Genomic DNA, 25,526 nt, shown 5'->3' on the forward strand with positions numbered 1-25,526 from the left:
GATGACTGACGGGGTGACGGCCCGGGCCGGGCAGGTGCTCGGCCAGGCCATGGCCTTCCAGCCGGCGAAGCTGGTGCTGGCCGGGGTGCGGCTGGGGCTGTTCGCGGCGCTGGCCGAGGGGCCGCTGCCGGAGGAGCGGCTGCGCGAGCGGCTGGGGCTGGGCCGGCGCGGCTGCGACCACTTTCTGGCGGCGCTGGCCGAACTCGGCTTCCTGGAGCGCACGGCGGACGGCGCGTGGGCCAACACCCGGGTGTCGGGGCAGTTGCTGGTGCCCGGCGACCCGGCGTCGCTCAGCGGGTTCCTGCAGCTCGCCGACCGGGTGATGTATCCGGCGTGGGACCGGCTGGCCGAGGGGCTGCGCAGCGAGGAGCCGCAGGCGGCGACCTATTCCGGCGAGGACATGTTCGATCAGCTCTACGACAGTGAGGAGAAGAAGGACGGGCTGGTGCGGATGGCGGAGGACGCCAGCAGGCCGCTGATCCCCGCGCTGGCGGAGGTCTTCGACTGGGCGTCCTACGGCTCGGTGCTGGAGCTGGGCGGCTGCCGGGGCAATGTGCTGGCCGGTCTGGTGGGCGCGCATCCGCATCTGGAGGCGCGGGTCTTCGACCTGCCGCAGTTGGAGGAGGACTTCGACGCGCACATGGCGGCGCTGGGGACGACCGGCAAGCTCGGCTTCCACGGCGGTGACTTCTTCGCCGGGCCGCTGCCCGAGGCCGATGTGCTGATGCTGGGGCACGCGCTGGTGGACTGGAACGACGACCAGCGCGCCCAGTTGGTGAAGAACGCCTTCGCCGGAGTGCGCCCCGGTGGCGCCTTCCTGGTGTGGGACCCGGTGATCGTCCCGGGTGAGGAGAGCTATCTGCGCAATCTGCTGCGCAGCCTCAACCTCCAGTTGATGACGCCGCACGGGAAGGGATACACGTTGGCGCAGTGCACGGGGTGGATGCGCGACGCGGGGTTCGCCCGGGTCGAGCACCGTTCGCTGGGTCACGACGTCACCCTGGTGATCGCCCACAAGGGCGGCTGACCCGCGGTCCTCGCACGTCCGCCCGCCCCCGCTCCGGGGGCGGGCGGACGTGCGTGCGCAACAGGGGGATCCAGGAGCTGAGCTGGGCGGATATCACTCCATGGTGAGCACCAGCTTGCCGTCCAGTCCGCCGGCTTCCCCTGTCCGGTGCGCCTCGGCCGCCTCGGCGAGCGGGAAGGGCCTGTGGAGCGGCACCTCCAGAGTGCCGTTCCGCAGCAGCGCCAGTGCCTCGTCGAGCGCGGCACCGGTGCGCTGGAGTCCGGACCCGCCGCCGGAGAACCGGGCCCCGTGCTCCTGCGCTGCCTGCGGGGAGGCGAGGGTGAGCACCCGTGCTGCGCCGCCGCGGGCGAGCCGGACGGAGTCGCCCAGCACGTCGGCTCCGGAGACGTCCAGTACGGCGTCCACTCCGTGCGGCGCGGCGGCGGCCACCCGCTCCGGCCAGCCCTCGCCGTAGCGGACGGGGGTGGCCCCCAGCCGGCTCAGCCGCTGGTGGACCCGCTCCGCCGCGGTGCCGACCACTTGCGCGCCCCGGGCGAGCGCGAACTGGACGGCGAGGTTGCCGACGGCACCGCCCGCGCCGTGCACGAGCAGGGTCTCCCCCGCGGCGACGCCCAGTTCCTCCAGTGCGCGGTGGGCGGCCTCCGCGGCGGAAGGCAGCCCGGCGGCGCGGTGCACGTCCAGGTCGCCGGGGCGCAGCCGGAGCTTGTCGAGGTCGGCGAGGAGCAGCGTGGCGTAGGCGTGCGGGGCCTGGCCGAAGACCTCGTCGCCCGGCTCCAGGCTGCTGACGCCGTCACCCACGGCCTCGACGGTGCCCGCGAACTCCGACCCGGGGATGTGCGGCAGCGGCACCGGCATGACGGCGGCCATGGAGCCGCTGCGCAGCTTCCAGTCCAGCGGGTTGACGCCCGCGGCCCGGACGGCGACGCGGACCTGGTCGGGATCCGGTTCGGGGATGTCGATACCGGTGGGCCGGAGCACTTCGGGGCCGCCGTACGCGGCGAAGGCGATGGCCTCGGGCATGGCGAGCACCTGCTTCCTGTGCGTGGGGGACGTGGGGTCAGTCGGGAGGGGAGTTCGGAGGGGAGCCGGGAGGGGAGAGGAGGACTCCCCGCCCCGCGTTCCCGGCACGTCTCCTCCCATGCCCACCGACCCGTCGGCGCTCGCCTCGGTCTGCTCGCGTCGGTCGCGCTCAGCCGGCCTCGTCCCGCAGCCGCCGCAGGTGCCGCTCCTGGAGTTCGCGGCTGCGCCGGGCGAAGTCCAGCAGGAGCTCCAGTTCCGGCAGCGAGTAGCGCTCCAGGAGAGCCGCGCCCTCGTGCGCGAGCGGACCGTAGAGGTCGGCGGCGCCGCGCCGGGTCCGCGGGGTGGCGCGGACGACGGACTTGCGGCGGTCGTGCGGGTCCGGCTCGCGGGTGAGGTAGCCGAGCCGGGCCAGCCTGTCGAGCATCGCGGTGACGCTGCCGGTGGTCAGCCCGAGCGCGGTGCCCAACTGGCTGGGTGTGGCGCTGTCGCGCTGGGTGAGGACATCGAGGCAGTGCAGGTCGGTGCGGTTGACGCCGAGCCGGTCGGCAGCGGCGGCGTCCACCGCGTCGGTCGCGCCCTGCAGGGCGCGGACCTCGGCGCCGAGCTGCTGCCGCAGCTCGTTCTCCTTCGGCTCGTGCGGCGGGACATCCGATTCACTTGACATACAAGTATCTCGACTCTCAAAATAAAGGCGTCCGGTTACCTTGACTTCCAAGATAACCGGTTCCCAAGGTATTCCCACCATCGGGTTGTTGCCCGGGTTCCAGGAAGGAACACTGCGATGAGCAACCAGCACGCGGAGCACACACCGGACCGTCAAGACGGGCAGGCCGAGCACGCCGAGCACGCCGAGCAGGTCGAGACACTCGAAGCCTTCTACACCGACGTGAAGCGGCTGGGCCACTGGACCCGCTCCCGCACGATCGAGGTGCGCACCCGGCGTGCCTCCGTCCACCTCGACCTGCGCTCGGCCCAGATCCCCGCGGGGGAGATCGAGCTGCGGCTGCACAGCGAGCGCAGCACCCTCAAGCTCCTGCTCCCCGAGGACGCCGTCCTTCAGGAGTCCGGGCTGGCCCTGGCCGGACGCTGCAAGATCAAGGACCGCGAACGGCACGCCGAGCACAGCGGGCGCGTCGTACGGCTCACCGGAACGCTCCAGCACAGCGAGATCCGCGTCGCCCGCGGCGGGGTCGCCACGCTCAGCGCGATGTTCTCCCGCGAGTTCCTCGACGACGCCCGCACCGCGCACCGGGACGGCACCGAACCGGTACTGCCCGACCCCGGCAAGGAGCACGGGACACCGTAGACCGGGCAGCAGCGCGGGCCGCGGACGAGCCCGCCGGCCCGAGCTCTCCAACCGCCCTCGAGCACGCGCCCGTAGCCTGCCCCTCCGGCACCGGAACCTGCCGGTCATGGCGGGTGCGGCCGGTCGTCCGGACGACCGGCCGCATCGCCCGGTACCGCCCGGTACCGCCCGGCACGCGCAGGGGGCGCCCGCATGACTCCGGAGCAGGTCCAGTCCTTCTTCGCGGCGCTCGCCGCCGTCCTGGTGCTCGGCCGGCTGCTGGGCGCGGCGGCGCGCCGGCTCGGACAGCCCCCGGTGGTGGGCGAACTGCTCGCCGGGGTGCTCCTGGGGCCCACCCTGTTCGACGGCGCGGCGGCCCGCCTCCTCTTCCCGGCCGACATCCGGCCCCTGCTCGCGGCACTGGCGGACCTGGGGCTGGTGCTGTTCATGTTCATGGTCGGCTACGAGTTGGACCTGACCCGGCTGCGCGGCACCGGACGCCTCGCGGTCTCCGTGTCCCTGTGCTCGGTACTGGTGCCGCTGCTGCTGGGCGGGCTGCTGGCGCTGCACCTCGCCGACCGGCACGCCACCGGCGGCCGCGCCGCGTTCGTGCTCTTCCTCGGCGCCGCGATGGCGGTCACCGCCTTCCCCGTGCTGGCCCGCATCCTCGCCGACAGCGGACTGGGGCGCACCCGGATCGGCGGCATCGCGCTCGCCTGCGCCGCGCTCGACGACGTCCTCGCCTGGTCCCTGCTGGCGGTCGTCGCCACCGTCGCGGGCGGCGGCGGCCAGTGGCGGATGCTGCTGGCGCCCGGCTATCTGGCCCTCATGCTGCTCGTCGTACGGCCCGGTCTGCGGTGGCTCTTCCACCGGCCCGGCACCGCGCGCCGGGCCGGCTGGCAGGGGTGGGTACGCGACCACGTGACCGCCGACCAACTCGTCGTGGTCCTGGCCGGACTGCTGCTCTCCTCCCTGGCCACCGCCTGGCTGGGTGCCCACTTCGTCTTCGGCGCCTTCCTGTTCGGCGCCGTGCTGCCCCGCGACACCTCCCGGCACCTGCGCCTCCAGCTCACCGACCGGCTGGAGTACCTCACCCGGCTTCTGCTGCTGCCGGCCTTCTTCGTCGTCGCCGGACTCCAGGTGGACCTCTCCCGCACCGGAGTGCGCGACCTGGGCGAACTCGGGCTGATCCTGCTGACCGCGGTGACCGGCAAGTTCGCCGGCGCCTACGCAGGCGCCCGGCTCAACCGCGTTCCACCGGTGCAGAGCGGGCTGCTGGCCGCACTGCTGAACACCCGCGGCCTGACGGAGCTCGTCATCCTGACCGTGGGGCTGCAACTGGGCGTCCTGGACCGCGAGCTGTACGGCCTGCTGGTCGTCATGGCCCTGCTCACCACCGCCATGACAGGCCCGCTGCTGCGACTGCTCGGCCGCCGCCGCGGCGGCCCGACGGCGCTGGGCGACTTCGACCACCCCGCCGAGCGCCCCCGGGGCACCCGCACCTTTCCAGCGGCCTCCCGGAAGGGCTGAGGCGGCGGTGACGTGCAGGCCGGTACCGCCGGCCCCACTCGCCCGGCCTCGGCAGGGAGCGGCCTCCCGGTGCCATGGCCCCGTCCGCCGCTCCCTGCGAAACCGGCCGCCGGAATCGACCTGAGACGGGGAGCGGGCCGGGAGCTCCGGACGGGATGTCGAGGGCGTCAGCGAAGGCTCGGAAGGCATCGACCGTCATCGGGGAGATGCCGCGTTCCGGACGCGAGAGCTGCGCGGCTGAGTACCCGGTCTTCTGGCCCAGTTGCTCCAGCGTGACGCCCTGCTCCCGTCTGATGACGCGAATCAATTGGCCCGGGGCCAAGTGCTCCCTCGATGGGGTGGGCGGCAAACGGATGACCGGTCGCATCAAACCCCCCTGGTCGTGCTGCCGGAACACCCATCGTAGGAGCAGAAGACGTAGTGGCGGTCACTGTTGCGTGAGATGCAAGGACCGTGCACGCCGACCCGATACCTCTCCCGATCCGCTCCCGGCTGAGGCGCAATCGGTGAGTGCGCCCCACCCCCTACGGCGGGGAGCGCCCACACCTACCGCATCAGGAGGCATCGTGACCGACACATATCTGTCAGAGCTGGCTGGGCGAACCGTCTTGGTAACGGGAGGCGCTGGGTTGATCGGCAGCCGCATCACCGGTCGCCTCCGCGAACCGGGAGCCCGCTGCCGCGTGCTGTGCACGCTCGACGCCTATCCCGCCCACACCTACCGGGACATCTTCGGCGTCGGCCTCGACAGCCCCGACGTCGTCCGAGCAAGCATCACCGACGAGGCCGCCGTGACGCGTGCTGTTGAAGGGACCGACTACATCATCCACGCCGCGGCGCTGGCTGACGTGGCAGCCTGCACCCGCCACCCGCATAACGCGATCGCCGCCAACATCTGTGGCACACAGACCGTGTTGGACGCTGCCGCCGCCAGCGACCGACTGCGCCGATTCGTGTTCGTCTCCTCTGCCAGCGTCTACGGCAACGGCGAGCCGGACAATGTGCGCACCGTGTCCGACCTGTGGACGCACCCTCCCGGAGCGCAGCACCGTGACCGCGCCGCACACCGCCGAAGCGCACGTGCGTCGGCAGCGGGCGTAGCTCCTGCACCGTCAGGAGCTGCCGACCCACGCCGAGCAGCGCCCGCACCCTGCGGCGGCGGCGCGATTCCTGGGAGCGCGGCGTCAGCCCAGCGCGGCCTCCGCCAGGAGGTCGAGCTGGGCCGGTGCGGCGGTGCAGGGGAAGACCAGCAGCTCGTCGCATCCGGCGGCGGCGTAGGCGGCGGCCGTCTCGCGCAGGGAGTCCGCGTCGGTGAGGACGGCCTTGGCGGCCATCTCCGCCTTGGGGCCGATGAACGCGTAGTAGGCCCGCAGATAGCGCTCGGCGGTGGCGCGTGCCTCCGGCCCCAGGCAGGCGTAGACCAGCGCGACCAGCCGCGGGCTGTCGCTGCGGCCCGCGGCGCGCCAGGCGTCGCGGGCCTGCTGCGCCAGGTCGGCGTAGGCCGTGGCCGAACTGCCGCCCGCGATCCAGCCGCCCGCGTGCCGCGCTGCCCGCCGCATCGCGGCCGGGGTGTGCCCGCCGACGATCAGTTCGGGGCCCGGCGCCGCCGGGAAGGGGCCGATGCCCGCGACGCCGGTGTCGGTCTCCTTGCCGTCCCAGACGTTGCGCAGTTCGGTCAGCAGCGCGTCCAGCCGGCGCCCCCGGTCGTGGTACGCGGCACCGGTCGCCTGGAAGTCGTCCTCGCGGCCGCCCGCCGCGGCGCCGACCACCAGCCGTCCGCCGGAGATCTCGTGCAGGGTGGCGAGCTGCTTGGCCAGCAGCGCGGTGCCGGGCCGGTAGGCGGCCAGCAGGACGCTGGTCGTCAGCCGGATCCGTTCGGTGACGGCCGCGGCCGCGGTGAGCGCGGTGAGGGGTTCGTAGCTGTCGTAGACGAGCCGGTCCAGGACGCCCAGCGCCGAGAAGCCGTGCTCCTCGGCGCGGGCCGCCCACCGGACGAGGCGCCGCCCGTCGACGTCGGGCACGGTGGTGGGCAGGCCCACTCCGATCTCCACAGTCGGTCTCCTTGTGTCGTCAGGACGTGGCGGCCGTCGGTTTGCGGGCGGCCAGGAGCGTGTTGCCCAGCGGCAGCGGCCGGGACGTCACCCCGGTGAATCCGGCCTGCTCCATCCAGCCGGCGCAGTGGTCCGGGTGGTATCCGGCCCCCGCCGGGGTCATGACCAGCATGTGCAGGCTGGCGATCAGCGAGGCCAGTTCGGGCTTGTCCCCGTTCATCGGGTCGTAGACGAGCAGCGTCCCGCCCGCGTGCACGGCCGCGTACGCCTTCTCGATCAGCGCGCGGCGCTCGTCGCGGGAGAAGTCGGCCAGGACGTGGCCGATGACGACGACGTCGGCGGGCGGCAGCGCATCGGTGAAGAAGTCGCCGCCGACGAAGGCGGTACGGTCGGCCACCCCCAGGTCCGCGGTGTGCTCGGCGCAGGGTCCGGCGTTCTGCGGCCGGTCGAAGACGGTGGCCGTCAGCCCGGGGCGCTCGCGCACGATGCGCGCCGCCAGGTTGCCGCGGGCGCCGCCCACGTCGGTGAGGGTGGCGTACCCGGACCAGTCGAGTGCAGCCAGCAGATGCGGGATCAGCGGCTGGCTGAGCGAGTCCTGCATGGCCAGGAACATCCGGCGGGCCTGCGGATCGCTGAGCATGGCCTCGAAGTCGCCCTCGGCCTGGGGTTCCCCGGTGCGCAGCGCCTCGGTGAGCCGCCCCCAGGCCGGGTAGAGCACGAACCCCGCGCCTTCCAGGAAGCCGCCCTGGTAGTCGGGGCCGCGGACCAGGTGCTGCTGGGCGGTGTCGCTGTTGCGGTAGCGGCCGTACTGTCGCTCCAGCAGGCCGACGGCGGTCAGCGCGTCGAAGAAGTCGGAGGCGGCCCGCGGGTGCAGACCCAGCGCGGCGCGCAGCTCCTCGGCCTCCGCGCTGCCGTCGGCGGTCTGCGCGAGGGCGGAGAAGACGCCCAGCTCCAGGGCGCTCAGCAGCAGTTTGGAGGCCGCGAAGCCGAGCCCCAGCCGGGCCAGCTCCGAGGTCTGGGGAGTGTCGAGGGTGGCGGACTCGGGTGCCGGGGGCAGCGAGGTCATGCGCGGTCACCTTCCTTGACGGTCGCGGACGCGGCGCCCCCGGGCGGTTCCTCGGCCTCCGCGCCCTCGGGGGCCAGGCCGCGGGCCACGGCGTGCCGTCGCAGGGCCAGGGCGCCGCCGACGGACAGCGCCAGCACCGCGAGCAGCAGGTAGTACAGCGCCTCGGGAATCACGTCGATCAGCCGGACGAGGCCGCTGCCCGCGCCGCCGCCGAGCGCCGCGAACAGCCACAGCAGCCCCAGCATGTGCGCGATGAAGCTGCGCGGCAGGACGTCGGCCACGGCGGCGATGCCCACGGCGGCGACGATCAGTTCGCCGCAGGCGTGCATCAGGTAGACCACCAGCAGCCACAGCGGGGAGACCTTGCTGTCGCCGGAGGCCAGCCCGGCGGCCACCGCCATGATCAGGAAGCTGACGCCGGTCAGCAGCAGCCCGGCGGAGAACTTGGCCGGGACGCCGCCGCGCCCGCCGCCGTGCTTGAGCAGCAGCCAGGCGAACACCGGCGCCAGCACCAGGATGAACAGCGGGGTGGCCGACTGCAGCCAGCTGACCGGCACTTCGAATCCGAGCACGTCGCGGTCGGTGGAGTTCTTGGCGAACAGCGTGAGCGAGGAGCCGTCCTGGGCGATGAGCGACCAGAACAGCGTCGATCCGAGGAAGATCCACAGGAAGGCGCGCAGCCTCCTGCGGTCCGGCGGCCCCAGTTCGGGGCTGCGGTAGAGGACGGTGTAGGCGACGACGGGCGCGACGATGGTGACCATGCCGACGAGGGCGATGCCGCTGCCCGCCGTCAGCGCTCCGCCCGCCGCCATCCCACAGAGCAGCAGCACGAGGACGGCCGCGACGGCGCCGGTCCGGCGCTTGACGCGGCGGGCCGATGCCGCGTCCAGCGGCCGGCCGGGCAGGTCGCCCACCCCCTGGAACTGCGGCCGGGCCAGCGCCACCTGGATGGTGCCGATCAGCATCGCGGTGCCCGAGACGGCGAAGCCGAGCCGCCAGTCGACGCGCTCGCCGAGGAACCCGGCGATCAGCGGCGAGGTGAGCGCGCTGACCTGGATGCCGACGTAGATCAGCGAGATGCCGGCCTCGCGGCGGCCGCCGTCCTTGAACATCAGGTTGAGCAGGGCCTGGTGGTTGGGCTTGTACAGGCCCATGCCGACGGCCAGCAGGACGAGCGCGAGCGGTGTCAGCCACAGCAGCGGCGTCGCCAGCGCGAAGTGGCCCGCGGTGGTGACGGCGGCGCCGAGCACCAGGGTGCGCCGTGGGCCGAGCAGCCGGTCGGCGACCCAGCCGCCGGGCAGGCAGAGCATGAACGCCAGCCCGATCCAGGCGCCGAACAGCGCGGCGGCGTCCGCCTTGGCGAGTCCGAGCCCGCCCTCGTCGCGGGGTGCGACGGCGAACAGCACGAGGATCGCCTGCATGCCGAAGAAGCCGAAGCGCTCCCACAGGTCGCTCATGAACAGGGTGCGGAACCAGTTGGGCCAGGGCCGCAGCGAGGTGGTGGCCGGTGCGCCGTCCGCCGCGGGGGCCGGTTGCTGAGCTGTCATGCCGCCGGGCCTCCCTGGGGGGCCACCTCGGCGGCGCCGGCGCGTGCCAGCCGGAGCTGCGGGTGGAAGGCGAGGTAGAGGCCGCCGACGGCGTTCTGCTCGCTCATCGGGGCCTGCTTCTGCTCGTGGACCTTGTTCAGGTTGGCGAGCGGGTTGGGGTCGCCGCTCTCGGCGCCGTTCAGATGGGCGTGCACGCTGGCGTACACGTCCTGCGCGTCCTCCATGTCCGCGATACCGGTGATGATCCGGTCGAAGGCGTCCTGGAGGTTGAGGTTCTCGCGCTGCGCGGAGGTGAGCTTCTGCGCGTTGTAGAAGTGGTGCTCCTTGCCGCGGTAGCTCTCGTAGAAGACCGAGACGAGCACCAGCAGCCGCTCGTAGGCGTGCTGGTAGACCGTGTTGAAGAACTGCCAGGCTTCTTCCTCCTCGACCTCGCCGCGGATGACGCTGCCGAGCGCGGCGCTGGCCAGCATGGCGCTGTAGGTGGCCAGGTGGACGCCGGTGGACAGCAGCGGATCGAGGAAGCAGGCGGCGTCGCCGCACATCAGATAGCCCGGGCGGCCGAAGTCCTGTGCGGTGTAGGAGTAGTCCTGCTCGACCTTCATCTCGCCGACCTGCTCGGCGCCGCCGAGCAGATCCGCGACGGCCGGGCACTCGGCCAGCACCTGGTCGTAGACCTCCTGGACGCCGCCGAGGCGGTTGCGCTTCTCGTTGAAGATGTCCCGCCCGGTGACCAGGCCGATGCTGGTGGTGCCGTCGTGCAGCGGGATCACCCAGAACCAGCCGTCGGGTGCCGAGCAGACGGCGATGGCGCCCTCGGGACCCCGGTCGAGCGGCTTGACGTTCTTCCAGTACGACCAGGCGGCCACGTTGCGGAAGATCTCGTGGTACTGGCGGTTCTTGACGTGCCGCGCCGCCATGACGCCGCCACGCCCGGAGGCGTCGACGACGTAGTCGAAGGCGATGCGGCCGCTGCGGTCCGGATCCTTGGTGCCGGCCCAGCGGGCGGCGACCGGCCGCTCCCCCGCGAACTCCAGCTCCTTGACGGTGACGTTCTCCACCACCTCGACACCCAGCGAGGCGGCGTGCCGCAGCAGCAGCTCGTCGAACTCGGAGCGGACGACCTGCCAGGCGTTGGTGCCGTCGTCGCCCAGGCTGTCGAACTTGACCTCCCACTCCTCCGGGCCCCAGAAGAAGTAGGCACCGCCCTTGGGCTGGAAGCCGTGGGACTGCACCTTGTCCCAGACGCCGAGGAGTTCGAGTATCGGGCGGCACGAGGGGAGGATCGACTCGCCGATGTGGTAGCGGGGGAACTGGTCGCGCTCCAGCAGGGTGACCTCGAAGCCCTGCTTGGCCAGCAGTCCGGCCGCCGTGGACCCGGCAGGCCCGCCCCCGATGACGAGGATCTGGGTGGAACCGCGCATGAACTTCTCCATTCCTCCGGGGCCCAGGACAGATCGGGTGGAAGGCTCGGACCCTCCCGGGCACGGTGCGCCGGGCTGCCGGAGGAGCGGTGGAGACGGCCTCAATGCCCGGCTGCGTCGGCGGCGTTCCCCGCGCGACACCCCGCGCTCCTGCGTTTCCCTGCGTTTCCCCGGGGTTCCCGGGGTTCCCTGCGTTTCCCGCATCGCGCGCGCCGGGGCAGGCACAGCCGGTTCGAGGGCGGGTGGAGGCGGAGCGGGGCCGCTCCAGCAGGACTCGAGCGGGGTGCAGTCTGCTGGGCGCCGCCCGGGAGCTGCCCGGGTCAGTCGACGCGAAGGAGACCACCATGCGTGCAAGAGCCATCCGCACCCTGGCCGTCAGCACGGCGAGCGCGGCGGTGCTGTCCGTCGGGCTGGTGGCGGGCGCCCCGAGCAGCGGTGCACAGCCCGCGGCGGCCAAGGCGCCGTCGACGGCCGAGATCGTGCGGTACGGGCAGCCGAGCCTCTACACCAAGAACATCGACAAGATGCTGGACTTCTACCACGAGGCGTTCGGTTTCCAGGTCGACTTCCGCTTCCCGGCCGCGGGGGACGCCGTCTTCGGCACCGTCAGCCTCGGCGACAGCTACTACCTCACGTTCGCCACCTACGACGTCATCAAGGAGGCCACGCCGCTGCGGCACATCGGCCGCTCGCTGCGCAAGCAGTCCGAGATCGTGGTGATCACCAGCGATGTGGACGCGCTGTACGCCAAGGCCCGGCAGGCGGGCGCGCGCGGACTGATGGCGCCCAAGGACCAGCCCTGGGGCGAGCGGTCGGCCTACGTCGCCGACCCGGAGGGCAATCTGGTGCAGCTCTCCACGCACAACGAGTCCTGAGCCGCACCGCGCGGTCCGGGACAGCGGCGGAGGGGGTACGCGGACCGGGCGTACCCCCTCCGGCTGTCCGGGACCGCACGTTCAGGCCGCGCGGCCCGCGGGTGCGGGCCGGACCTCCTCGTCCCAGTCGACGCGGTAGGAGTAGACCGGCTCGGTCGCCTTGACGCCGAGCTTGAGGAAGAACGGCAGCACCAGGTCGCGCAGGGCGCGCTGGAAGCCGTTGGCCGCCGCCTTCTGGTTGCCGGTCCGGCGCCCCTCCTTGATGATCTTCTCGACCCGGTCCTTGCGGATGTCCTGGAACGCCGCGAAGGCCCGCTCCACCTGCGGGATGTCCCGCAGGCACTTGGCGAGCACGATCGCGTCCTCCATCGCCATCGAGGCGCCCTGGCCGACGTGCGGCGAGGTGGCGTGGGCGGCGTCGCCGACCAGGCAGACCCGCCCCTTGTGCCAGGTGGGCAGCGAGGGCATGTCGTAGATGGGATAGCCGATGATGCCGTCGGCGGTGTCCTCGATCAGCTGCGGCACCGGGTAGTGGTCCTTGCGGTGCCGCTCCAGCAGCCGCCGCTGCCACTCCTGGTGCTCGACGGCCTCGATCTCGCCGCGCGCGGGTTCCCGCTCGTGGTGGTAGTTCTCGAACCAGTAGATCTCCCCGCCGGGGGTGGTCTGGTGGCCGAAGAACCCCTCCAGGCAGAACGACATCCGCATGGTGCCGTCCTCGGGCGCGCCGTGCCGGGAGTGGGTGTACCCGGCGGTGCCGATCACTCCGGTGTAGGCGGGCTTGGGGGCGTTGGGCAGCACGGTGTAGCGGGTCTTGGAGTGGATGCCGTCGCAGCCGACGAGGAAGTCGCCCTCGGCGGTGGTGCCGTCGCGGAAGCGGACCGACACCCCCTCGTCCGTCTCGGTGACGCTCTCGAAGAACTTGCCGAACTCCATCGGCACGCCACGCTCGACCGCCGCCTCGCGCAGCGCCTGGTTGAGCCGTCCCCGCGTCAGCAGCACGGTCTCGGCCGGATTCTGGCCGAGCTGCCGGCCCTTGTGGTTGAGGAAGGCGGTGTTGCGGGTGAGGGTTCCGCTGCCGGAGACCTCCTCGGCGATGCCCAGCGTCTCCAGGACGGCGATCCCGTTGGGCGCCAGGTTCAGAAAGGCCCCCACGTCGTCCCTCGGCTTGTCGCTCCCCTCGTAGACGACGGCTTCCACGCCGATGCGCTGGAGGAACATGGCCAGGACGGGCCCGGCGATACCGCAGCCGATCAGCAGTGCTCTGCGGGGTCGTACGGACTGGGTGCCGCTCATGGATCAACCTCGTTCTCTGCGGGGTGCGTTGGTGTGCGGGTCGGTGCGTCGTGCAGTCTTCGAGTGTGGCCGATCGAGGTCCGTCCGTCAGTCGATGTCCAGACGTGGCAGGATTCGTTCCACCGGACGGGGCAGCCACCAGGCGCGCGGCCCCAGCAGCCGCAGCACGGCGGGGACGAGCAGGCAGCGGATGACGACGGCGTCCATGAAGATCGCGACGGCCAGCCCGAAGCCGAACTGGCGCAGCATGCGGTCGTCGCTGAGGAAGAACGAGCCGAACACCACGATCATGATGGCTCCGGCCGCGGTGACGACGGCGCCGGTACGGGCCAGTCCCTCGCGGACGGCCGCGGTGTGGTCGCCGGTGCGCAGCCACTCCTCGCGCATCCGGGAGAGCAGGAAGACCTCGTAGTCCATGGAGAGCCCGAAGACGATCGCGAAGATCATCACAGGCAGGTACGCCTCGATGGGCCCCGCCTGCTCGCCCAGCCAGCCGTTCTGGAACACCAGGGTGATGGCGCCCAGTGCGGCGCCGATGGACAGCAGGTTGAGCAAAGCGGCCTTCAGCGGGATCAGCAGCGAGCGGAAGACGGCGGCCAGCAGCAGCATGGACAGTCCCACGACGATGGCCACGAACAGCGGCATCCGGGAGGCGACCGTGTCGGAGTAGTCGATGACCGAGGCGGTGGCGCCGCCCAGCAGATAGTCGGCGCCGGTGCGCTCCGAGAGGCCGGGCAGCACCTCCCCACGCAGGTGGTGCACCAGGTCGGTGGTCGCCTCGTCCTGCGGCGCCGTCTTCGGATAGACCAGCACAGTGGCCGCCTCGCCGTCGGCCGTCGGGATGACCCCGCTGCTGCCCGCGATGCCCGGGGTGTCGCGCAGCTCCGTCGTCAGGGAGCGGGCCGCCGCCCGGACGTCGCCGCCCGAGCCGCCCTCCTGCGGTGCGACGGCGATGACCAGCGGGCCGTTGACGCCCGGACCGAAGCCGTCGGCGAGCCGGTCGTAGGCTTTCCGACTGGTGCTGCCCTGCGGATCGTTGCCCGCGTCCGCGAAGCCGAGCCGCATGCCCAGCATCGGCGCGGCCAGTGCGCCGAGTGCGACCACGGCCAGCACCAGCACGGCGACCGGGCGGCGCTGCACGGCCGCGCCCAGCCGGCGCCAGCCGGCGCCCTCCTCGGACTTGCCCCGCTCGGCGCGCTTGGCGGCGCGGGCCCGGAACTGCCGCTCGAAGCGCTTGCCGAAGACGGCCAGCAGCGCGGGCAGCAGGGTCAGCGAGGCGAGCATCGTGACCAGGATGGTCAGTGCCACCGCCAGCGCGGCCCCGCGCAGTGCGCCCAGGCCCAGCGCGACCAGCCCCAGCAGGGCGATGATCACGGTGCAGCCGGCGACGGCGACGGTCCGCCCGGCCGTCTGCAGGGCCCGCCGCGCCGCCTCCGCGGTCTCGGCGCCGCTGGTGAGTTCGGTGCGGTAGCGGGCGAAGACGAGCAGTGCGTAGTCGATGCCGACGCCGAGGCCGACGAGCATCATCACGTACGGCGCCCAGGTGGCGACGGTGAACAGATGGGAGACGAGCACGATGGCGCCGAGGGTGGTGCCCACGGCGAACAGCGCGGTGATGACGGGCAGTCCGGCGGCCACCACGGTGCCGAACATGAAGACGAGGATGAGCAGCGCCGCCAGGATGCCCGCTCCCTCCGCCGCGCCGCCGGAGTCGGCCGCGAGTTCGCCGGCCGCCTCGCCGCCGAGCTCGACGCGCACGCCGTCGCCCGCCACGGTGCGCGCGGTCTCCAGGATGCGCCGGGTGTCGGAGACCTCCATCTCCTCGGCGGGCCGGTCGAGGGTGACGGTGGCGAAGGCCGTGGTGCCGTCCGGGGAGAGCGAGGAGCGGTCGGCGAAGGCGCCGCGCACCTCGTCGACCGCGGGCAGGTCCGCGACCTTCGCCTCCATGGCGCCGACGGCCCGGCGGACCGCCTTCCCGCGCAGGCCGTCCGGGTCGTGCAGCACGATCTCCAGGGAGCCGCCGCCCTGCCCGGAGCCGTGCTCCTCCAGCAGCTCGACGGTGCGCTGGGTCTCGGTGCCGGGGATGGAGTAGTCGTCGCGGTAGCGGTCCCCGACGCTGGAGGCCGCCGCCCATGTTCCGGCGAGCACCACGGCCCACAGGACCAGCGCGGTCCATCGGTGGCGGTGCGCGAAGACGGCGGATCTGGCGAACAGTCCACCGCCGTCCGGCTGCGCTGCCGGGGCGGTGGAGTGCGTACGGGGTGGCGTGCCGGTCACGATTCCTCCTCGGGCACGCGGTCGGCTGGTCCGCGGCCGTGCGTACAGCCTGGCCAGAGCCGCTGGAGAACGGCTCGAGCGAGGTTGTAGCCGCTCCGGGACGCGCCGGGCAAGGGGCATCGGCGCGCGCTCCACCGCCACTCCAGGGACAGTCGAGTCAACGGCCGGACGCTGGCCGGATGACCGGCCACCATGGTCCGATGACCAGCGAACCGGACAACGAGCAGCGGCCGCGCCGGGCCGGGAAGAACAAGCGCGACGCCGTCGGCGGGCCGCCCTCGCGCGGCAGGCGGATCCGCCGCCGCGCCCTGCTGACCGCGGGCGGCACGCTCGGCGCGGGAGTGGTGGTGGGCGGTGCCTACGCCGTCAACTTCGCGGTCGTCTACGGCAACCGCAAGCTGACCAACGTCGGCGATCTGACGTTCGAGAACACACTGCGCATCCCCCGGCTGCTGGAGGGCCGCAGAAGCGGCGGGGACCGGCTGTTCGAGCTCACCGCGCGGCCGGGCAGCACCGAACTGCTGCCCGGCAAGCAGACCCCGACCTGGGGCATCAACGGGCCGTTCCTGGCGCCCACGCTGCGGGCCCGGCGCGGGGAGACGGTGCGGGTCGCCTACGACAACCGGCTGCCGGAGGCCACCACACTCCACTGGCACGGCATGCACCTGCCGGCGGTGATGGACGGCGGCCCGCACCAGACGGTGCAGCCGGGCGCCGTCTGGAAGCCGCACTGGAAGATCGAACAGCCCGCCGCGACGCTCTGGTACCACCCCCACCCGCACGGGGCCACGGCCGAGCATGTGACGCGCGGCATCGCGGGCCTGTTCCTGGTGGACGACGAGCAGGACGCCGAGGAGCGCACGGGCCTGCCGCGCGACTACGGGGTGGACGACATCCCGCTGATCGTGCAGGACCGCAGCTTCGCGGACGACGGCACGATGGAGCTGCGCGGCGCCTCCACCCTGGAGAGCTTCGCCGGGGTGGGCAGCGTGGGCGTGCTGGGCGACACGATCCTGGTCAACGGGGTGCACGACCCGCATCTGAAGGTGACCACCACGCTGGTGCGGCTGCGGGTGCTGAACGCCTCCAATGCGCGGGTCTACAACTTCGGCTTCACCGACAACCGGGAGTTCCACCTGGTGGCCCAGGAGAACGGGCTGCTGGAGCGGCCGGTGCCGCTGCGGCGGCTGCAGCTCATGGCCGCCGAGCGCGCCGAGATCGTGGTGCGGATGGAGCCGGGGAGGACCGCGCTGCTGCGCAGCTTCCCGCCCGACCTGGGGCTCGGCTTCCCCACCGACCGGATGGACGGCGGCCAGGACACCTTCGACATCCTTCAGCTGCGCCCCGCGCGCAAGCTGACCAGGTCGCAGCCGCTGCCCGAGCGGCTGCGTGACGTGCCGCGCCCGGTCGAGGTGCCGAAGGGCGCGACCGTGCGCAGGTTCCGGATGAACGGGACCCAGATCAACGGCAAGGCCATGGAGATGGCGCGGGTGGACGTGGTCGCCCCCGCCGAAGCGGTGGAGGTGTGGGAGTTCACCGGTTCGAGCGATGGGATGCACAGCATCCATGTGCACGGCACCGGCTTCAACGTCCTGGAGTACCGGGGCCGGAAGCCGCCCGCGCGGCTGCGGGGCCAGAAGGACACCGTCCATGTACCGGCCGGCGGCACGGTGCGGCTCGCGGTCCCGCTGCCGCGCTGGGTGGACACCGAGTACCCCTACATGTACCACTGCCACGTCCTCACCCATGAGGACCAGGGCATGATGGGGCAGTTCACGATCGCCCGGCCCGGCTCCGAGTCCCAGGCCCCGCGCTGGATCTCCGACCACCACTGACCACGCGAAGAGCGTCCGCGGCGACCGGCCGCGGCACGCGCATCCGTCGAGATCCCGGAGGCCGAGATGAACAGCAGCAGCACTCCCCCGCCCGGACCGCGCACCGCGCTGGTGACCGGGGCCAACCGCGGACTCGGGCAGGCGGTGGCCGCCGCGCTGCACGAAGCGGGCCATCGGGTGGTGGTCGCCGCCCGGGACGCGGAGGCCGCCGCGAAGGCGGCCGCCGAACTGGGCGAGGGGGCCCGGTCCGCGGTGCTGGACGTGACCGAGGCCGGGGCGGCCGAGCGGGCCGCCGCGCGGCTGGGCCCGGTCGACATCCTGGTCAACAACGCGGGCGTGCAGCTGGACTGGGGAGAGCGGCCCTCCGCGCTGGACCTGTCGCTGGTCGAGCGCACCTTGGAGGTGAACCTGCTGGGCACCTGGCGGGTCTGCCAGTCCTTCGTCCCCGGCATGGTGGCACGGGGCTGGGGGCGGGTGGTCAACATCTCCAGCGGCACCGGCTCGTTCAGCAACGGGATCGCCGCGATGTGCCCGGCCTACTCGGTCTCCAAGACGTCCCTGAACGCGCTGACCGTGATGCTCGCCGAGGAGACCCGGGACACGGGGGTGCTGGTCAACGCGATCAATCCGGGACTGGTGCGCACCCGGATGCGGCCGACGGCCGAGCAGAGTCCGCAGGAGGCCGCGCGGGACGTGGTGCGCGCCGCGACGCTGCCGGACGACGGGCCCTCGGGGGTGTTCTTCCGCCGCGACGCCGTCATCGGCTGGTAGCGCTGCCCGTCATCGGCTCGCCGTACTGCCCGTTTCCCGCCCGTTTCGGTGCCGGTCTCCCTGCCCGATGCGGTGCCCCCTGTCACTTCTGCCCTCACATTCGACACGTCCTTGAGCCCGCCGCAGGCGGTCACTTGTTCGCTGGGGCCCGGAATTGCCCGTTCGACACGAGGAAGTGTCCGTATGCGCAACTGGAACAGGCGTCGGTTCATCGCCGCGGGCGGCGCGGCAGCCGGTGCGGCCCTGACCGCCGGGGCCGCACCGGCCCACGCCGCCGCTCCGGCCCAGCAGGCCGACTCGGCCGAACCGCTCCGCATCGTGACCGGCGAGGAGGATTTCGTCTGCCCGAGCACGGCTCCCCCGGGGGCCACGGTCTTCCAAGTCACCGCCACCAGCTTCAGAACCGGGTTCCTCGGACTGGTCCGGCTGCGCGACGGACACGAGGAGAGCACCTTCCGCGAACTGCTGTACGCGCTCTTCTCGGCACGGACCCCGCAGGAGACCATCGAGGCCACCCGCGGACTCATGGCCACCGCCGAGCTGTACGGCGGGGCCGCCGTCCATCCGGGCGCGGTCGCCTACATCACCCCGGTGCTGGAGCCGGGCAGCTATCTGGTGCTGGAGTACCGGGACTTCCAGGGGCCGCTGGGCCGCGAGCCGGAGCAGGGGCAGGAGCACGTGCGGACGCTGACGGTCACGGAGCCGGTCACCGCCACGGACGCGGCCGCGGCGACCGGGAGCTCGGCCACACTGAGCACCCGGGAGACGGCGGACGGACCGCGGTTCGAACTGCACGGACAGCCCAGGGCCGGGTCCCCGGTCCGGTGCGTCAACCACGTGACGCAGCCCGACGAGGCGATCATCTACCGCGTCCCGGACGACTCGGTCACCGAGGAGGACGTACACGCGTTCTTCAATAGTGACATGAGCATGACAGCTCCGTTCAGGATCGACGCCCCCCTGGGCACACCGCCGGTCTCCCCCGGCGGAGACATCTGGGTCACCATGCCGACCGAGCCCGGCCGCTATGTGGCCGCCTCCTGGGTCGGCAGCCTGGAGGACGGCCGGCCGATGGCCGCACACGGCCAGCATCTGATCTTCCACGTCGCGGCCTGAGCCCGTACACGGAAAGCGGCGGCCGCACCCGGCGGCCGCCGCGCCCGGCCGTGGAGCCACACCGCCGGACCGTGCCGCCGGGCCGTGCCGCCGAGTCGGACCCCGCACTCCGCGGCACGGCTCCCGCGGTCTGAGCATGCCGGGAGCCCCGGCCCCCGATCGGCGGATCGGGGGCCGGGGCTCCCGGCATGCACGGTCAGCCGCGCGCGGCGCGGCGCCTCATCCGCGGGTGTCCAGGAAGGAGGTGATGTGCCGGCCCGCCCGGAAGACCGGGTCGGCGACGATCTCCCGCAGCAGCGGGATGGTCGTGTGCACCCCCGGTCCGGCGATCCGGAACTCGGCCAGCGCCCGGTCCATCCGGTCCAGCGCCTCGTCGCGCTCGGGTGCCCAGCAGACGACCTTCGCCAGCAGCGAGTCGTACTGCGGCGGCACCTTCCACCCGGCCCGGCCGTGGGTGTCCACCCGCACGAACGGGCCGCCCGGCGGGACGAACTCCGCCAGGGTGCCGGGCGCCGGTGCGAAGTCCCGCGCCGGGTCCTCCGCGTTGACCCGGCACTCGACCGCGACACCGCGCGGCACCAGATCCTCCTGGGACATCCGCAGCGCCTCCCCGGAGGCGACCCGGATCTGCTCGGCGACCAGGTCGACCCCGTACACCGCCTCGGTGACCGGATGCTCGACCTGGATGCGGCAGTTCATCTCCATGAAGGAGAACCCCTCGTCGTGCACCAGGAACTCGAAGGTCCCCGCACCCGTGTAGCCGATGGCCCGGGCCCCGCGCACCGCGGCACGCGCCATGGCCGAGCGCAACTGCGGATGCAGCCCGGGTCCGGGGCTCTCCTCGACCAGCTTCTGGTGCCGCCGCTGCACCGAGCAGTCCCGCTCGCCCAGATGCAGCACGGTGCCGTGCCCGTCGGCGAGCACCTGCACCTCGATATGGCGGGCGCTGTCGCAGTACCGCTCCATGTAGACCCGGTTGTCGCCGAAGACGGCCTGCGCGGTCGCCCGCGTCTGCCGGTAGGCGGGCAGCAGGTCGGAGGCGTTGCGCACCACGGTCATCCCGCGCCCGCCGCCCCCGGCCGCGGCTTTGATGATGAGCGGGTAGCCGATCCGGGAGGCCAGGTCGGACGCCTCGGCGGCGCTGTCCACGGTGCCGGGGCTGCCGGGCAGCACCGGCAGCCCCGCGTCCGTCATCAGAGACCGGGCGACGGCCTTGTCGCCCAGCCTGGCCAGCACCTCGGGGCGCGGTCCGATGAAGGTCAGCCCGTTCTCCGCGCAGATCTCCGCGAAGTCCGGGTCCTCGGAGAGGAATCCGTACCCCGGGTGCACCGCGTCGGCGCCGGTGCGCAGCGCCGCCTCGACGACGGCGGGCGCCGAGAGGTACGACTTGCGGGGCGCCCCGGGCCCGATCTGCACGGCGGCGTCCGCCGCGTGCACATGGCTGCTGTCCCGGTCGGCCGTCGAGTGCACGGCGACGGTGCGGATGCCCAGCTCGCGGCAGGTCCGCATGACGCGTATCGCGATCTCGCCCCGGTTGGCCACCAGGACGGTGCCGAATCCCACCGTCACACCCCCTCGTCCGAACCGTCCGCAGCGGTGTCGTCGGGGTCGATCAGTACCAGCGGCTCGCCGTACTCGACGGGCTCGCCGTCCCCGACCAGCACCTCCACCACCCGGCCGCGCCGGGTGGCCGCCAGCGGGTTCATCAGCTTCATCGCCTCGATGATGCCGAGCTGCTGGCCCTCCTCCACATGGTCGCCGGGCTGGACGAAGGCGGGGGCGCCGGGCGAGGGAGCGGCGTAGAACGTGCCGACGAGCGGCGCGCACTCCCGGTGCCCCTCCAGGACCTCCTCCCCGGCGCCCCCCGCGGCGCCGGGGTCACCGTGCGGACCGAGCACGGCCTGCGCCGCCGCAGGGGCCCGTTCGTTGTCCCACTCGACCTCGACGCTGGCGGCACCGAGCGCGATCCGCACCCGGCGGGGTTTGTCGGGCCCTACGCGGACCACTTCGGCGATGCTCCGGCAGATGTCGGTCAGGGCCAGGCCGCTGTTGTCGTAGTCCAGGCCGGCGAGCGCATCGTCGGTCTGGGCGCGCGGACTGTCCTGGGTGAGTTCACTCATGAGTGCCTCTCGGTAGTACGTTGCCTTGCGACCTGTGTGCGCCGCGACGGGACCGGGCCACGGCGGCGGTGGGTGGAGGGTGCCGCCCGGCCAGGGCCCGAGGGAGCCGTCCCGGCCGTGGTGCCCGGCGCGTTCGCGCGGCCCGGACACCGCTAGCCGTCCGCGAGGCCGAAGGAGCGGAAGCGGCGCCGCCGCGCGGGCACCGGGTCGGCCGTCCCCGCCGCGTCCGGCGCGGCCCGCAGCTCGCGCAGCGCCGCGACGACGGCACGCCGCACGGAGTCGCTCAGTGCCGCGGTGTCCGTGTGGCCGCCACCCTCCGGTTCGGGTATCACCCCGTCCACCACGCCGAGCCGCAGCAGCGAGGCCGCGTCCAGCGCCAACTCGTCGGCGGCGACGGCGGCCTCCGCGGCGTTCTTCCAGAGGATGGCCGCGCAGCCTTCCGGACTGATCACCGAATAGGTCGCGTTGGCGCAGATCAGCACCCGGTCGGCGACGCCCAGCGCGAGCGCCCCGCCGCTGCCGCCCTCCCCGGTGACGACGGCGACGACCGGCACCGGCAGCGACCCCATCAGCCGCAGGTTCTCGGCGATGGCGCCGGACTGGCCGGTCTCCTCGGCGGTCAGCCCCGGGTAGGCGCCCGGGGTGTCGATCAGCGTGACGACGGGCAGCTCCAGCTTGGCCGCCAGCCGCATCAGCCGGCCCGCCTTGCGGTAGCCGGCGGGCGAGGGCATACCGAAGTTGCGGCCGACCAGCTCCGCGGTGGTGTGGCCCTTCTGGTGCCCCACGACCATCACCGGCAGGCCGTCCAGGCAGCCGATCCCGCCGACGATCGCCGGGCACTCCTCGCCCGCCCGGTCGCCGTGCAGTTCGACGAAGCCGTCCAGCCAGAAGCCGATGTGCTCCAGCGCGGTGGGCCGCCCGGACTCCCGGGCGAGCTGGACGCAGTCCCAGGCGGGCAACTGGTCCAGCAACTGGCTGTCGCGGACCACCGGATCCTGCTCGCCGCTCCCCCAGGCCGCCGCCGGGCGGTCGGTGACGGTCAGCAGCCGGGCGAGCCGGGCGCGCAGCTCACCCCGCTCCCACACGTCGTCCACCAGCCCGTGCTCGCACAGGAACTCGGCGGTCTGGAACCCGTCCGGAAGCTGCTGGCGGATGGTCTGCTCGATGACGCGCGGCCCGGCGAATCCCATCCGGGCGCCGGGCTCGGCGACCACCACGTCCGAGAGCGTGGCGAAGGACGCGGCGACCCCGCCGTAGGTCGGGTCGGTGACCAGGGTGACGGTCAGCAGCCCGGCCTCGTCCAACTGGGCCAGTGCGTTGCTGGTCTTGGCCATCTGCATCAGGGACAGCGCCCCCTCCTGCATCCGGGCCCCGCCGGAGGCGGTGACCAGCAGCAGCGGGGTGCGGTCCCGCAGCGCGTGCTCGGCGGCGGTGGTGACCGCCTCGCCCGCGGCGACGCCCAGGCTGCCGCCGAAGAAGCGGAAGTCCATGACGGCGGCGGTCAGCGGGCGCCCCTCGATCCGGCCCCGCACCGCCAGGACCGCGTCCTGCTGGCCCGTGCGGTGGCGGGCCTGCTGGAGCCGTTCGGCATAGGGGCGCTGGTCCACGAAGTCGAGGGGGTTGTGCTGGGTCTCGGGGACGTCGAGGTGCTGGACGCTGCCCTCGTCGAAGAGCTGCGCTATCCGCGCGGGCGCGTCCAGGCGGGCGTGCGCTCCGCACTCGGGGCACACGTGCAGCAGCCGCGTGTACCGCTTTCCGTAGACGAGGGAGCGGCAGTTGGTGCACGAGACCCAGGAAGGCCGTTCCGTCGGCGGCGCGCCGGTGGGCGCGATGGAAGTTGTCATGGGTGTCCCTTGCGTTCGCGGCGGCGCGCGGCGGTCAGTAGGTGGCCTCTACCTCGTAGATGCCGAACGGGACCTGCAGGCGGGTGTCCCGGTAGGGGCGCAGCGGCGCCGTGTCGTCCTTGTGCCCGGCGCCCTCCTCCCAGGCCCGGAAGGCCGCCGTGTCCGACCAGCGGCTGACGACGACGAGCGCGGTCGGGTCGGCGGGGGAGCGCAGCAGTTCGTTGCCGAGCATCCCGGGCACCTCCGCCATCCGCTCGCTGACCCGGTGGTACGCGGCGCGCACCGCGGCCAGCTGCTCGTCGTCGTAGGCCGCCTGGTACACCAGTACGCGGACCTCAGTGGGCATCCGTGCCCGCCTTGCCCGGTACGTGGGCGACGACGGTCATCGTGTTGAAGGAGCCCTGGGAGCGGAAGGGGTGCAGCCGCTCGCGGTGGGCGAGATGCGCGTCGCTGGTCTCGAACTCGCGGAACCCGGGCTCGTCCACCCAGTCGCTGACGATGTAGTAGGTGGACTCCTCGTCGGCCGACTTGGACAGCCACTGGCCCAGGCAGGCGGGGTGGCCGGTGACGGCCTCGGTGCTGCCCCGCCACGTCTTCTCGAAGTCGGCCTCCATACCGGGGTTGATCTGCATCCGCAGCAGCACCCGGAACTGGCCCTCGGTCCTGGCTTCCGTGCTCATCAGGAGATCCCTCCGTCCACGCCGATGGTGGCGCCGGTCACGTAGCGGGAGAGGTCGCTGGCCAGCCACAGGATGGCACCGGCGACCTCGTCGGGGGTGCCGAGCCGGCCCAGCGCGGTCTTGGCGCTGTACCGCTCGATCATGAGTTTCTGCTGTTCCTCGGGCATCTTGTGCAGGTTCTCGGTCTCGATGACGCCGAGCGCGACGACGTTGAAGCGGATGCCCTTGCTGCCGAACTCCTTGGCCAGCGAGCGGTTCAGGCCGACCAGGGCGGCCTTGGTCGCGGTGTAGTGGGAGCGCAGCGGGATGCCCGCCTCGACGGCCTTGGAGCCGATGCTGACCACCGAAGCGCCCTCGTCCAGCAGCGGCAGCGCCGCCTGGATGACCAGGTGGACGCCGGTGAGGTTGGTGTCGACGATGCGCCGCCACTCCTCCAGCGGCAGTTCGGTGTAGGGGATGTGGCTGATGGCGCCGGCGTTGTTGACCACCAGGTCGAGGCGGCCCCAGCGGGTGCGGGCCTCGTCGATCAGCGCGCCGACGCTGTCGGGGTCGGAGACGTCCGCGCAGACCACGTGGTGGTCGCCGTCGGTCTCCTTGAGCGCGGCCTCCAGCGAGGCCACGGCCTCGCTCTCGTTCCGGTAGCAGGTCAGCACGTCGGCGCCGGCCTCGGCCAGGGCGAGCGCGACGCCCCGCCCCACTCCCCTGGTGCCTCCGGTGACCAGGGCCTTCTTGCCCTTGAGGCCGAGATCCATGGGTTCCTCCTTGAACGGGTCGGACGGTGGGATGTCACAGCAGCAGCGTGAGGGCGGCGCAGTTGGCGACCAGGGCGAGGACGGTCAGCGCGCTGCGGCGCTGGTTCCAGGCGCCCCAGCGCCACCGCGGGTCCCGCTCGGCGAAGTCGGCGGGCAGGTTGTCCGGGTCGAGCGTGCGCACCCATCGGTTGACGGGGACGTTCTTGGTGAGCGAGATGACCACGGTGGCGGCCGCCAGCACGGCGGCCGCGGCGAACAGGCCGCGGGCCGCCGCGTGCGGACTGGCCGCCAGCAGCCACCCGTCCCCGGCGAGGGTGCCGAGCAGGCAGATCGGCATGGCCGGGTCGTAGCGGGTGGCGAAGAAGGCGTGCGCGTGCACGTACCGGTCGGCGGGCAGCGCCGCCAGCAGCGGCCAGCCGCCGAGCTGGGTGCCGAACAGCACGCCGGCGGCCAGCCCGTTGAGCAGGACGACGAGCGGTGCCAGGTAGGCGATCACTTCCGCTCCGCCGCTGCCTTCGCTCCGGGCGCCTTCGCCGCCTCCGCCGTGGCCGCCGCTTCCGCCGCCTTTTCGACTTTCCCCTTGATGAGGTTCATCTGCACCGGGGTGTTGCGGTTGAGGCGTTCGGTCATGCCCTCGTCGTCGACGGGAGCGGCGTCCTTCATGTGGAAGTCCTGGACCCAGCGCATCCGCACGCCGTCGCCTTCGGGCAGGTACTCCCAGTAGATGTTCATGTACTCGAAGGGCCCGGTCTCCACCCGGTGGGCCCGCACCTGGCGCGCCGCGGGGTCGACGACCCGCTTGGAGATCCAGCTCCAGACGTTGCCGTTCTCGTCGGGGTGCATGGTGAGCCGGAAGAGGAACTCCCGGCCGCCGTCCACGTCCTTCTCCTCCAGCACCTCGACGGCCGCGTACTCGCTGTAGAGCTGCGTCCAGGACCTGAGGTCGTTCGTCATGTCCCAGACCAGGTCCATCGGCGCGTCGATGACGATGCTGTTGTCGGTGTGGCCCGCCATGG

Annotated in this window: 23 protein-coding genes and 2 pseudogenes; 8 read left to right on the forward strand and 17 right to left on the reverse strand. The window is 72.7% G+C overall.

Annotated elements, in window-relative coordinates; translation table 11 throughout:
• Position 1: 1 nt before the first annotated feature.
• The gene (locus tag BMX65_RS00940) at positions 2-1,027 is read left to right on the forward strand and encodes a methyltransferase (RefSeq protein ID WP_074998171.1); all 1,026 of its coding nucleotides are present in this window, start codon (positions 2-4) and stop codon (positions 1,025-1,027) included.
• 93 nt (positions 1,028-1,120) lie between these two features.
• On the opposite strand, the gene BMX65_RS00945 is transcribed toward BMX65_RS00940, so the two are convergent.
• Both BMX65_RS00945 and BMX65_RS00950 read right to left on the reverse strand, forming a co-directional pair.
• Complete coding sequence (locus BMX65_RS00945) at positions 1,121-2,047, reverse strand: NADP-dependent oxidoreductase (RefSeq protein WP_074998720.1); 927 nt, start codon at positions 2,045-2,047, stop codon at positions 1,121-1,123.
• Positions 2,048-2,216: 169 nt separating this feature from the next.
• Positions 2,217-2,711, reverse strand: a complete 495-nt coding sequence (locus tag BMX65_RS00950; protein ID WP_074998172.1) for a MarR family winged helix-turn-helix transcriptional regulator — start codon at positions 2,709-2,711, stop codon at positions 2,217-2,219.
• 117 nt (positions 2,712-2,828) lie between these two features.
• On the opposite strand from BMX65_RS00950, the gene BMX65_RS00955 reads away from it, so the two are divergent.
• Complete coding sequence (locus tag BMX65_RS00955) at positions 2,829-3,353, forward strand: hypothetical protein (RefSeq protein WP_074998173.1); 525 nt, start codon at positions 2,829-2,831, stop codon at positions 3,351-3,353.
• 192 nt (positions 3,354-3,545) lie between these two features.
• Positions 3,546-4,862: a cation:proton antiporter gene (locus BMX65_RS00960; RefSeq protein ID WP_074998174.1), complete on the forward strand. Its 1,317-nt coding sequence runs from the start codon at positions 3,546-3,548 to the stop codon at positions 4,860-4,862.
• A gap of 163 nt (positions 4,863-5,025) precedes the next feature.
• On the opposite strand, the pseudogene BMX65_RS31135 reads toward BMX65_RS00960, so the two are convergent.
• A pseudogene (locus BMX65_RS31135) lies at positions 5,026-5,229 on the reverse strand (helix-turn-helix domain-containing protein); the annotation flags it as partial.
• On the opposite strand from BMX65_RS31135, the pseudogene BMX65_RS31140 reads away from it, so the two are divergent.
• A pseudogene (locus tag BMX65_RS31140) lies at positions 5,216-5,845 on the forward strand (NAD-dependent epimerase/dehydratase family protein); the annotation flags it as partial. The pseudogenes BMX65_RS31135 and BMX65_RS31140 overlap by 14 nt on opposite strands.
• A gap of 201 nt (positions 5,846-6,046) precedes the next feature.
• On the opposite strand, the gene BMX65_RS00975 reads toward BMX65_RS31140, so the two are convergent.
• Genes BMX65_RS00975 through BMX65_RS00990 form a run of 4 tightly spaced genes read right to left on the reverse strand, consistent with a single transcriptional unit; the run spans position 6,047 to position 10,947 of the window.
• On the reverse strand, positions 6,047-6,913 hold the full coding sequence (locus BMX65_RS00975; RefSeq protein WP_074998176.1) for an LLM class flavin-dependent oxidoreductase: 867 nt from the start codon (positions 6,911-6,913) through the stop codon (positions 6,047-6,049).
• A gap of 19 nt (positions 6,914-6,932) precedes the next feature.
• Entirely contained in the window at positions 6,933-7,979 is a 1,047-nt protein-coding gene (locus tag BMX65_RS00980) for a methyltransferase (protein ID WP_074998177.1), read from the reverse strand.
• Positions 7,976-9,526, reverse strand: coding sequence for a peptide MFS transporter (locus BMX65_RS00985; protein ID WP_074998178.1), 1,551 nt, complete (start codon positions 9,524-9,526; stop codon positions 7,976-7,978). The genes BMX65_RS00980 and BMX65_RS00985 overlap by 4 nt, the downstream gene beginning before the upstream one ends.
• Positions 9,523-10,947, reverse strand: coding sequence for an NAD(P)/FAD-dependent oxidoreductase (locus BMX65_RS00990; RefSeq protein ID WP_074998721.1), 1,425 nt, complete (start codon positions 10,945-10,947; stop codon positions 9,523-9,525). The genes BMX65_RS00985 and BMX65_RS00990 overlap by 4 nt, the downstream gene beginning before the upstream one ends.
• Positions 10,948-11,291: 344 nt before the next feature.
• On the opposite strand from BMX65_RS00990, the gene BMX65_RS00995 reads away from it, so the two are divergent.
• Positions 11,292-11,822 (forward strand): VOC family protein, encoded by a 531-nt coding sequence (locus BMX65_RS00995; RefSeq protein WP_074998179.1) that lies wholly within the window; start codon positions 11,292-11,294, stop codon positions 11,820-11,822.
• A gap of 81 nt (positions 11,823-11,903) precedes the next feature.
• Here BMX65_RS00995 and BMX65_RS01000 read toward each other — a convergent pair whose 3' ends face one another.
• Both BMX65_RS01000 and BMX65_RS01005 read right to left on the reverse strand, forming a co-directional pair.
• Positions 11,904-13,115 (reverse strand): FAD-dependent monooxygenase, encoded by a 1,212-nt coding sequence (locus BMX65_RS01000; RefSeq protein WP_074998180.1) that lies wholly within the window; start codon positions 13,113-13,115, stop codon positions 11,904-11,906.
• 87 nt (positions 13,116-13,202) lie between these two features.
• A complete protein-coding gene (locus BMX65_RS01005) occupies positions 13,203-15,392 on the reverse strand; it encodes an MMPL family transporter (protein ID WP_107437356.1) in 2,190 nt (729 codons plus the stop codon).
• 200 nt (positions 15,393-15,592) lie between these two features.
• On the opposite strand from BMX65_RS01005, the gene BMX65_RS01010 reads away from it, so the two are divergent.
• From BMX65_RS01010 to BMX65_RS01020, 3 genes are all read left to right on the forward strand, one after another.
• Positions 15,593-17,227: a multicopper oxidase family protein gene (locus BMX65_RS01010; RefSeq protein ID WP_074998181.1), complete on the forward strand. Its 1,635-nt coding sequence runs from the start codon at positions 15,593-15,595 to the stop codon at positions 17,225-17,227.
• 66 nt (positions 17,228-17,293) lie between these two features.
• Positions 17,294-17,998: an SDR family NAD(P)-dependent oxidoreductase gene (locus tag BMX65_RS01015; protein ID WP_074998182.1), complete on the forward strand. Its 705-nt coding sequence runs from the start codon at positions 17,294-17,296 to the stop codon at positions 17,996-17,998.
• Between the two features lie 183 nt (positions 17,999-18,181).
• Positions 18,182-19,114, forward strand: coding sequence for a hypothetical protein (locus tag BMX65_RS01020; protein WP_074998183.1), 933 nt, complete (start codon positions 18,182-18,184; stop codon positions 19,112-19,114).
• A gap of 219 nt (positions 19,115-19,333) precedes the next feature.
• Here the strand turns inward: BMX65_RS01020 and BMX65_RS01025 are convergent, their stop codons facing one another.
• From BMX65_RS01025 to BMX65_RS01060, 8 genes are all read right to left on the reverse strand, one after another.
• Positions 19,334-20,683 carry an acetyl-CoA carboxylase biotin carboxylase subunit gene (locus BMX65_RS01025; RefSeq protein ID WP_074998184.1) on the reverse strand — a complete coding sequence of 450 codons (1,350 nt, stop codon included), beginning with the start codon at positions 20,681-20,683 and terminating at the stop codon, positions 19,334-19,336.
• Complete coding sequence (locus tag BMX65_RS01030; protein WP_079171628.1) at positions 20,680-21,234, reverse strand: acetyl-CoA carboxylase biotin carboxyl carrier protein; 555 nt, start codon at positions 21,232-21,234, stop codon at positions 20,680-20,682. Before BMX65_RS01030 ends, BMX65_RS01025 begins: the two co-directional genes overlap by 4 nt.
• 152 nt (positions 21,235-21,386) lie before the next feature.
• Positions 21,387-23,078: an acetyl-CoA carboxylase, carboxyltransferase subunit beta gene (accD, locus tag BMX65_RS01035; protein WP_074998185.1), complete on the reverse strand. Its 1,692-nt coding sequence runs from the start codon at positions 23,076-23,078 to the stop codon at positions 21,387-21,389.
• Between the two features lie 34 nt (positions 23,079-23,112).
• The gene (locus BMX65_RS01040) at positions 23,113-23,424 is read right to left on the reverse strand and encodes an antibiotic biosynthesis monooxygenase family protein (RefSeq protein WP_074998186.1); all 312 of its coding nucleotides are present in this window, start codon (positions 23,422-23,424) and stop codon (positions 23,113-23,115) included.
• Positions 23,414-23,758 (reverse strand): antibiotic biosynthesis monooxygenase family protein, encoded by a 345-nt coding sequence (locus tag BMX65_RS01045; protein ID WP_019358446.1) that lies wholly within the window; start codon positions 23,756-23,758, stop codon positions 23,414-23,416. The genes BMX65_RS01040 and BMX65_RS01045 overlap by 11 nt, the downstream gene beginning before the upstream one ends.
• Entirely contained in the window at positions 23,758-24,510 is a 753-nt protein-coding gene (locus BMX65_RS01050; protein ID WP_019358447.1) for an SDR family NAD(P)-dependent oxidoreductase, read from the reverse strand. The genes BMX65_RS01045 and BMX65_RS01050 overlap by 1 nt, the downstream gene beginning before the upstream one ends.
• Before the next feature lie 34 nt (positions 24,511-24,544).
• Positions 24,545-25,006: an anthrone oxygenase family protein gene (locus tag BMX65_RS01055; RefSeq protein ID WP_074998187.1), complete on the reverse strand. Its 462-nt coding sequence runs from the start codon at positions 25,004-25,006 to the stop codon at positions 24,545-24,547.
• Positions 25,003-25,524 carry an SRPBCC family protein gene (locus BMX65_RS01060; RefSeq protein WP_074998188.1) on the reverse strand — a complete coding sequence of 174 codons (522 nt, stop codon included), beginning with the start codon at positions 25,522-25,524 and terminating at the stop codon, positions 25,003-25,005. The genes BMX65_RS01055 and BMX65_RS01060 overlap by 4 nt, the downstream gene beginning before the upstream one ends.
• Positions 25,525-25,526: the final 2 nt, after the last annotated feature.

It is taken from the genome of Streptomyces qinglanensis, assembly GCF_900111245.1.
Taxonomy (GTDB): domain Bacteria; phylum Actinomycetota; class Actinomycetes; order Streptomycetales; family Streptomycetaceae; genus Streptomyces; species Streptomyces qinglanensis.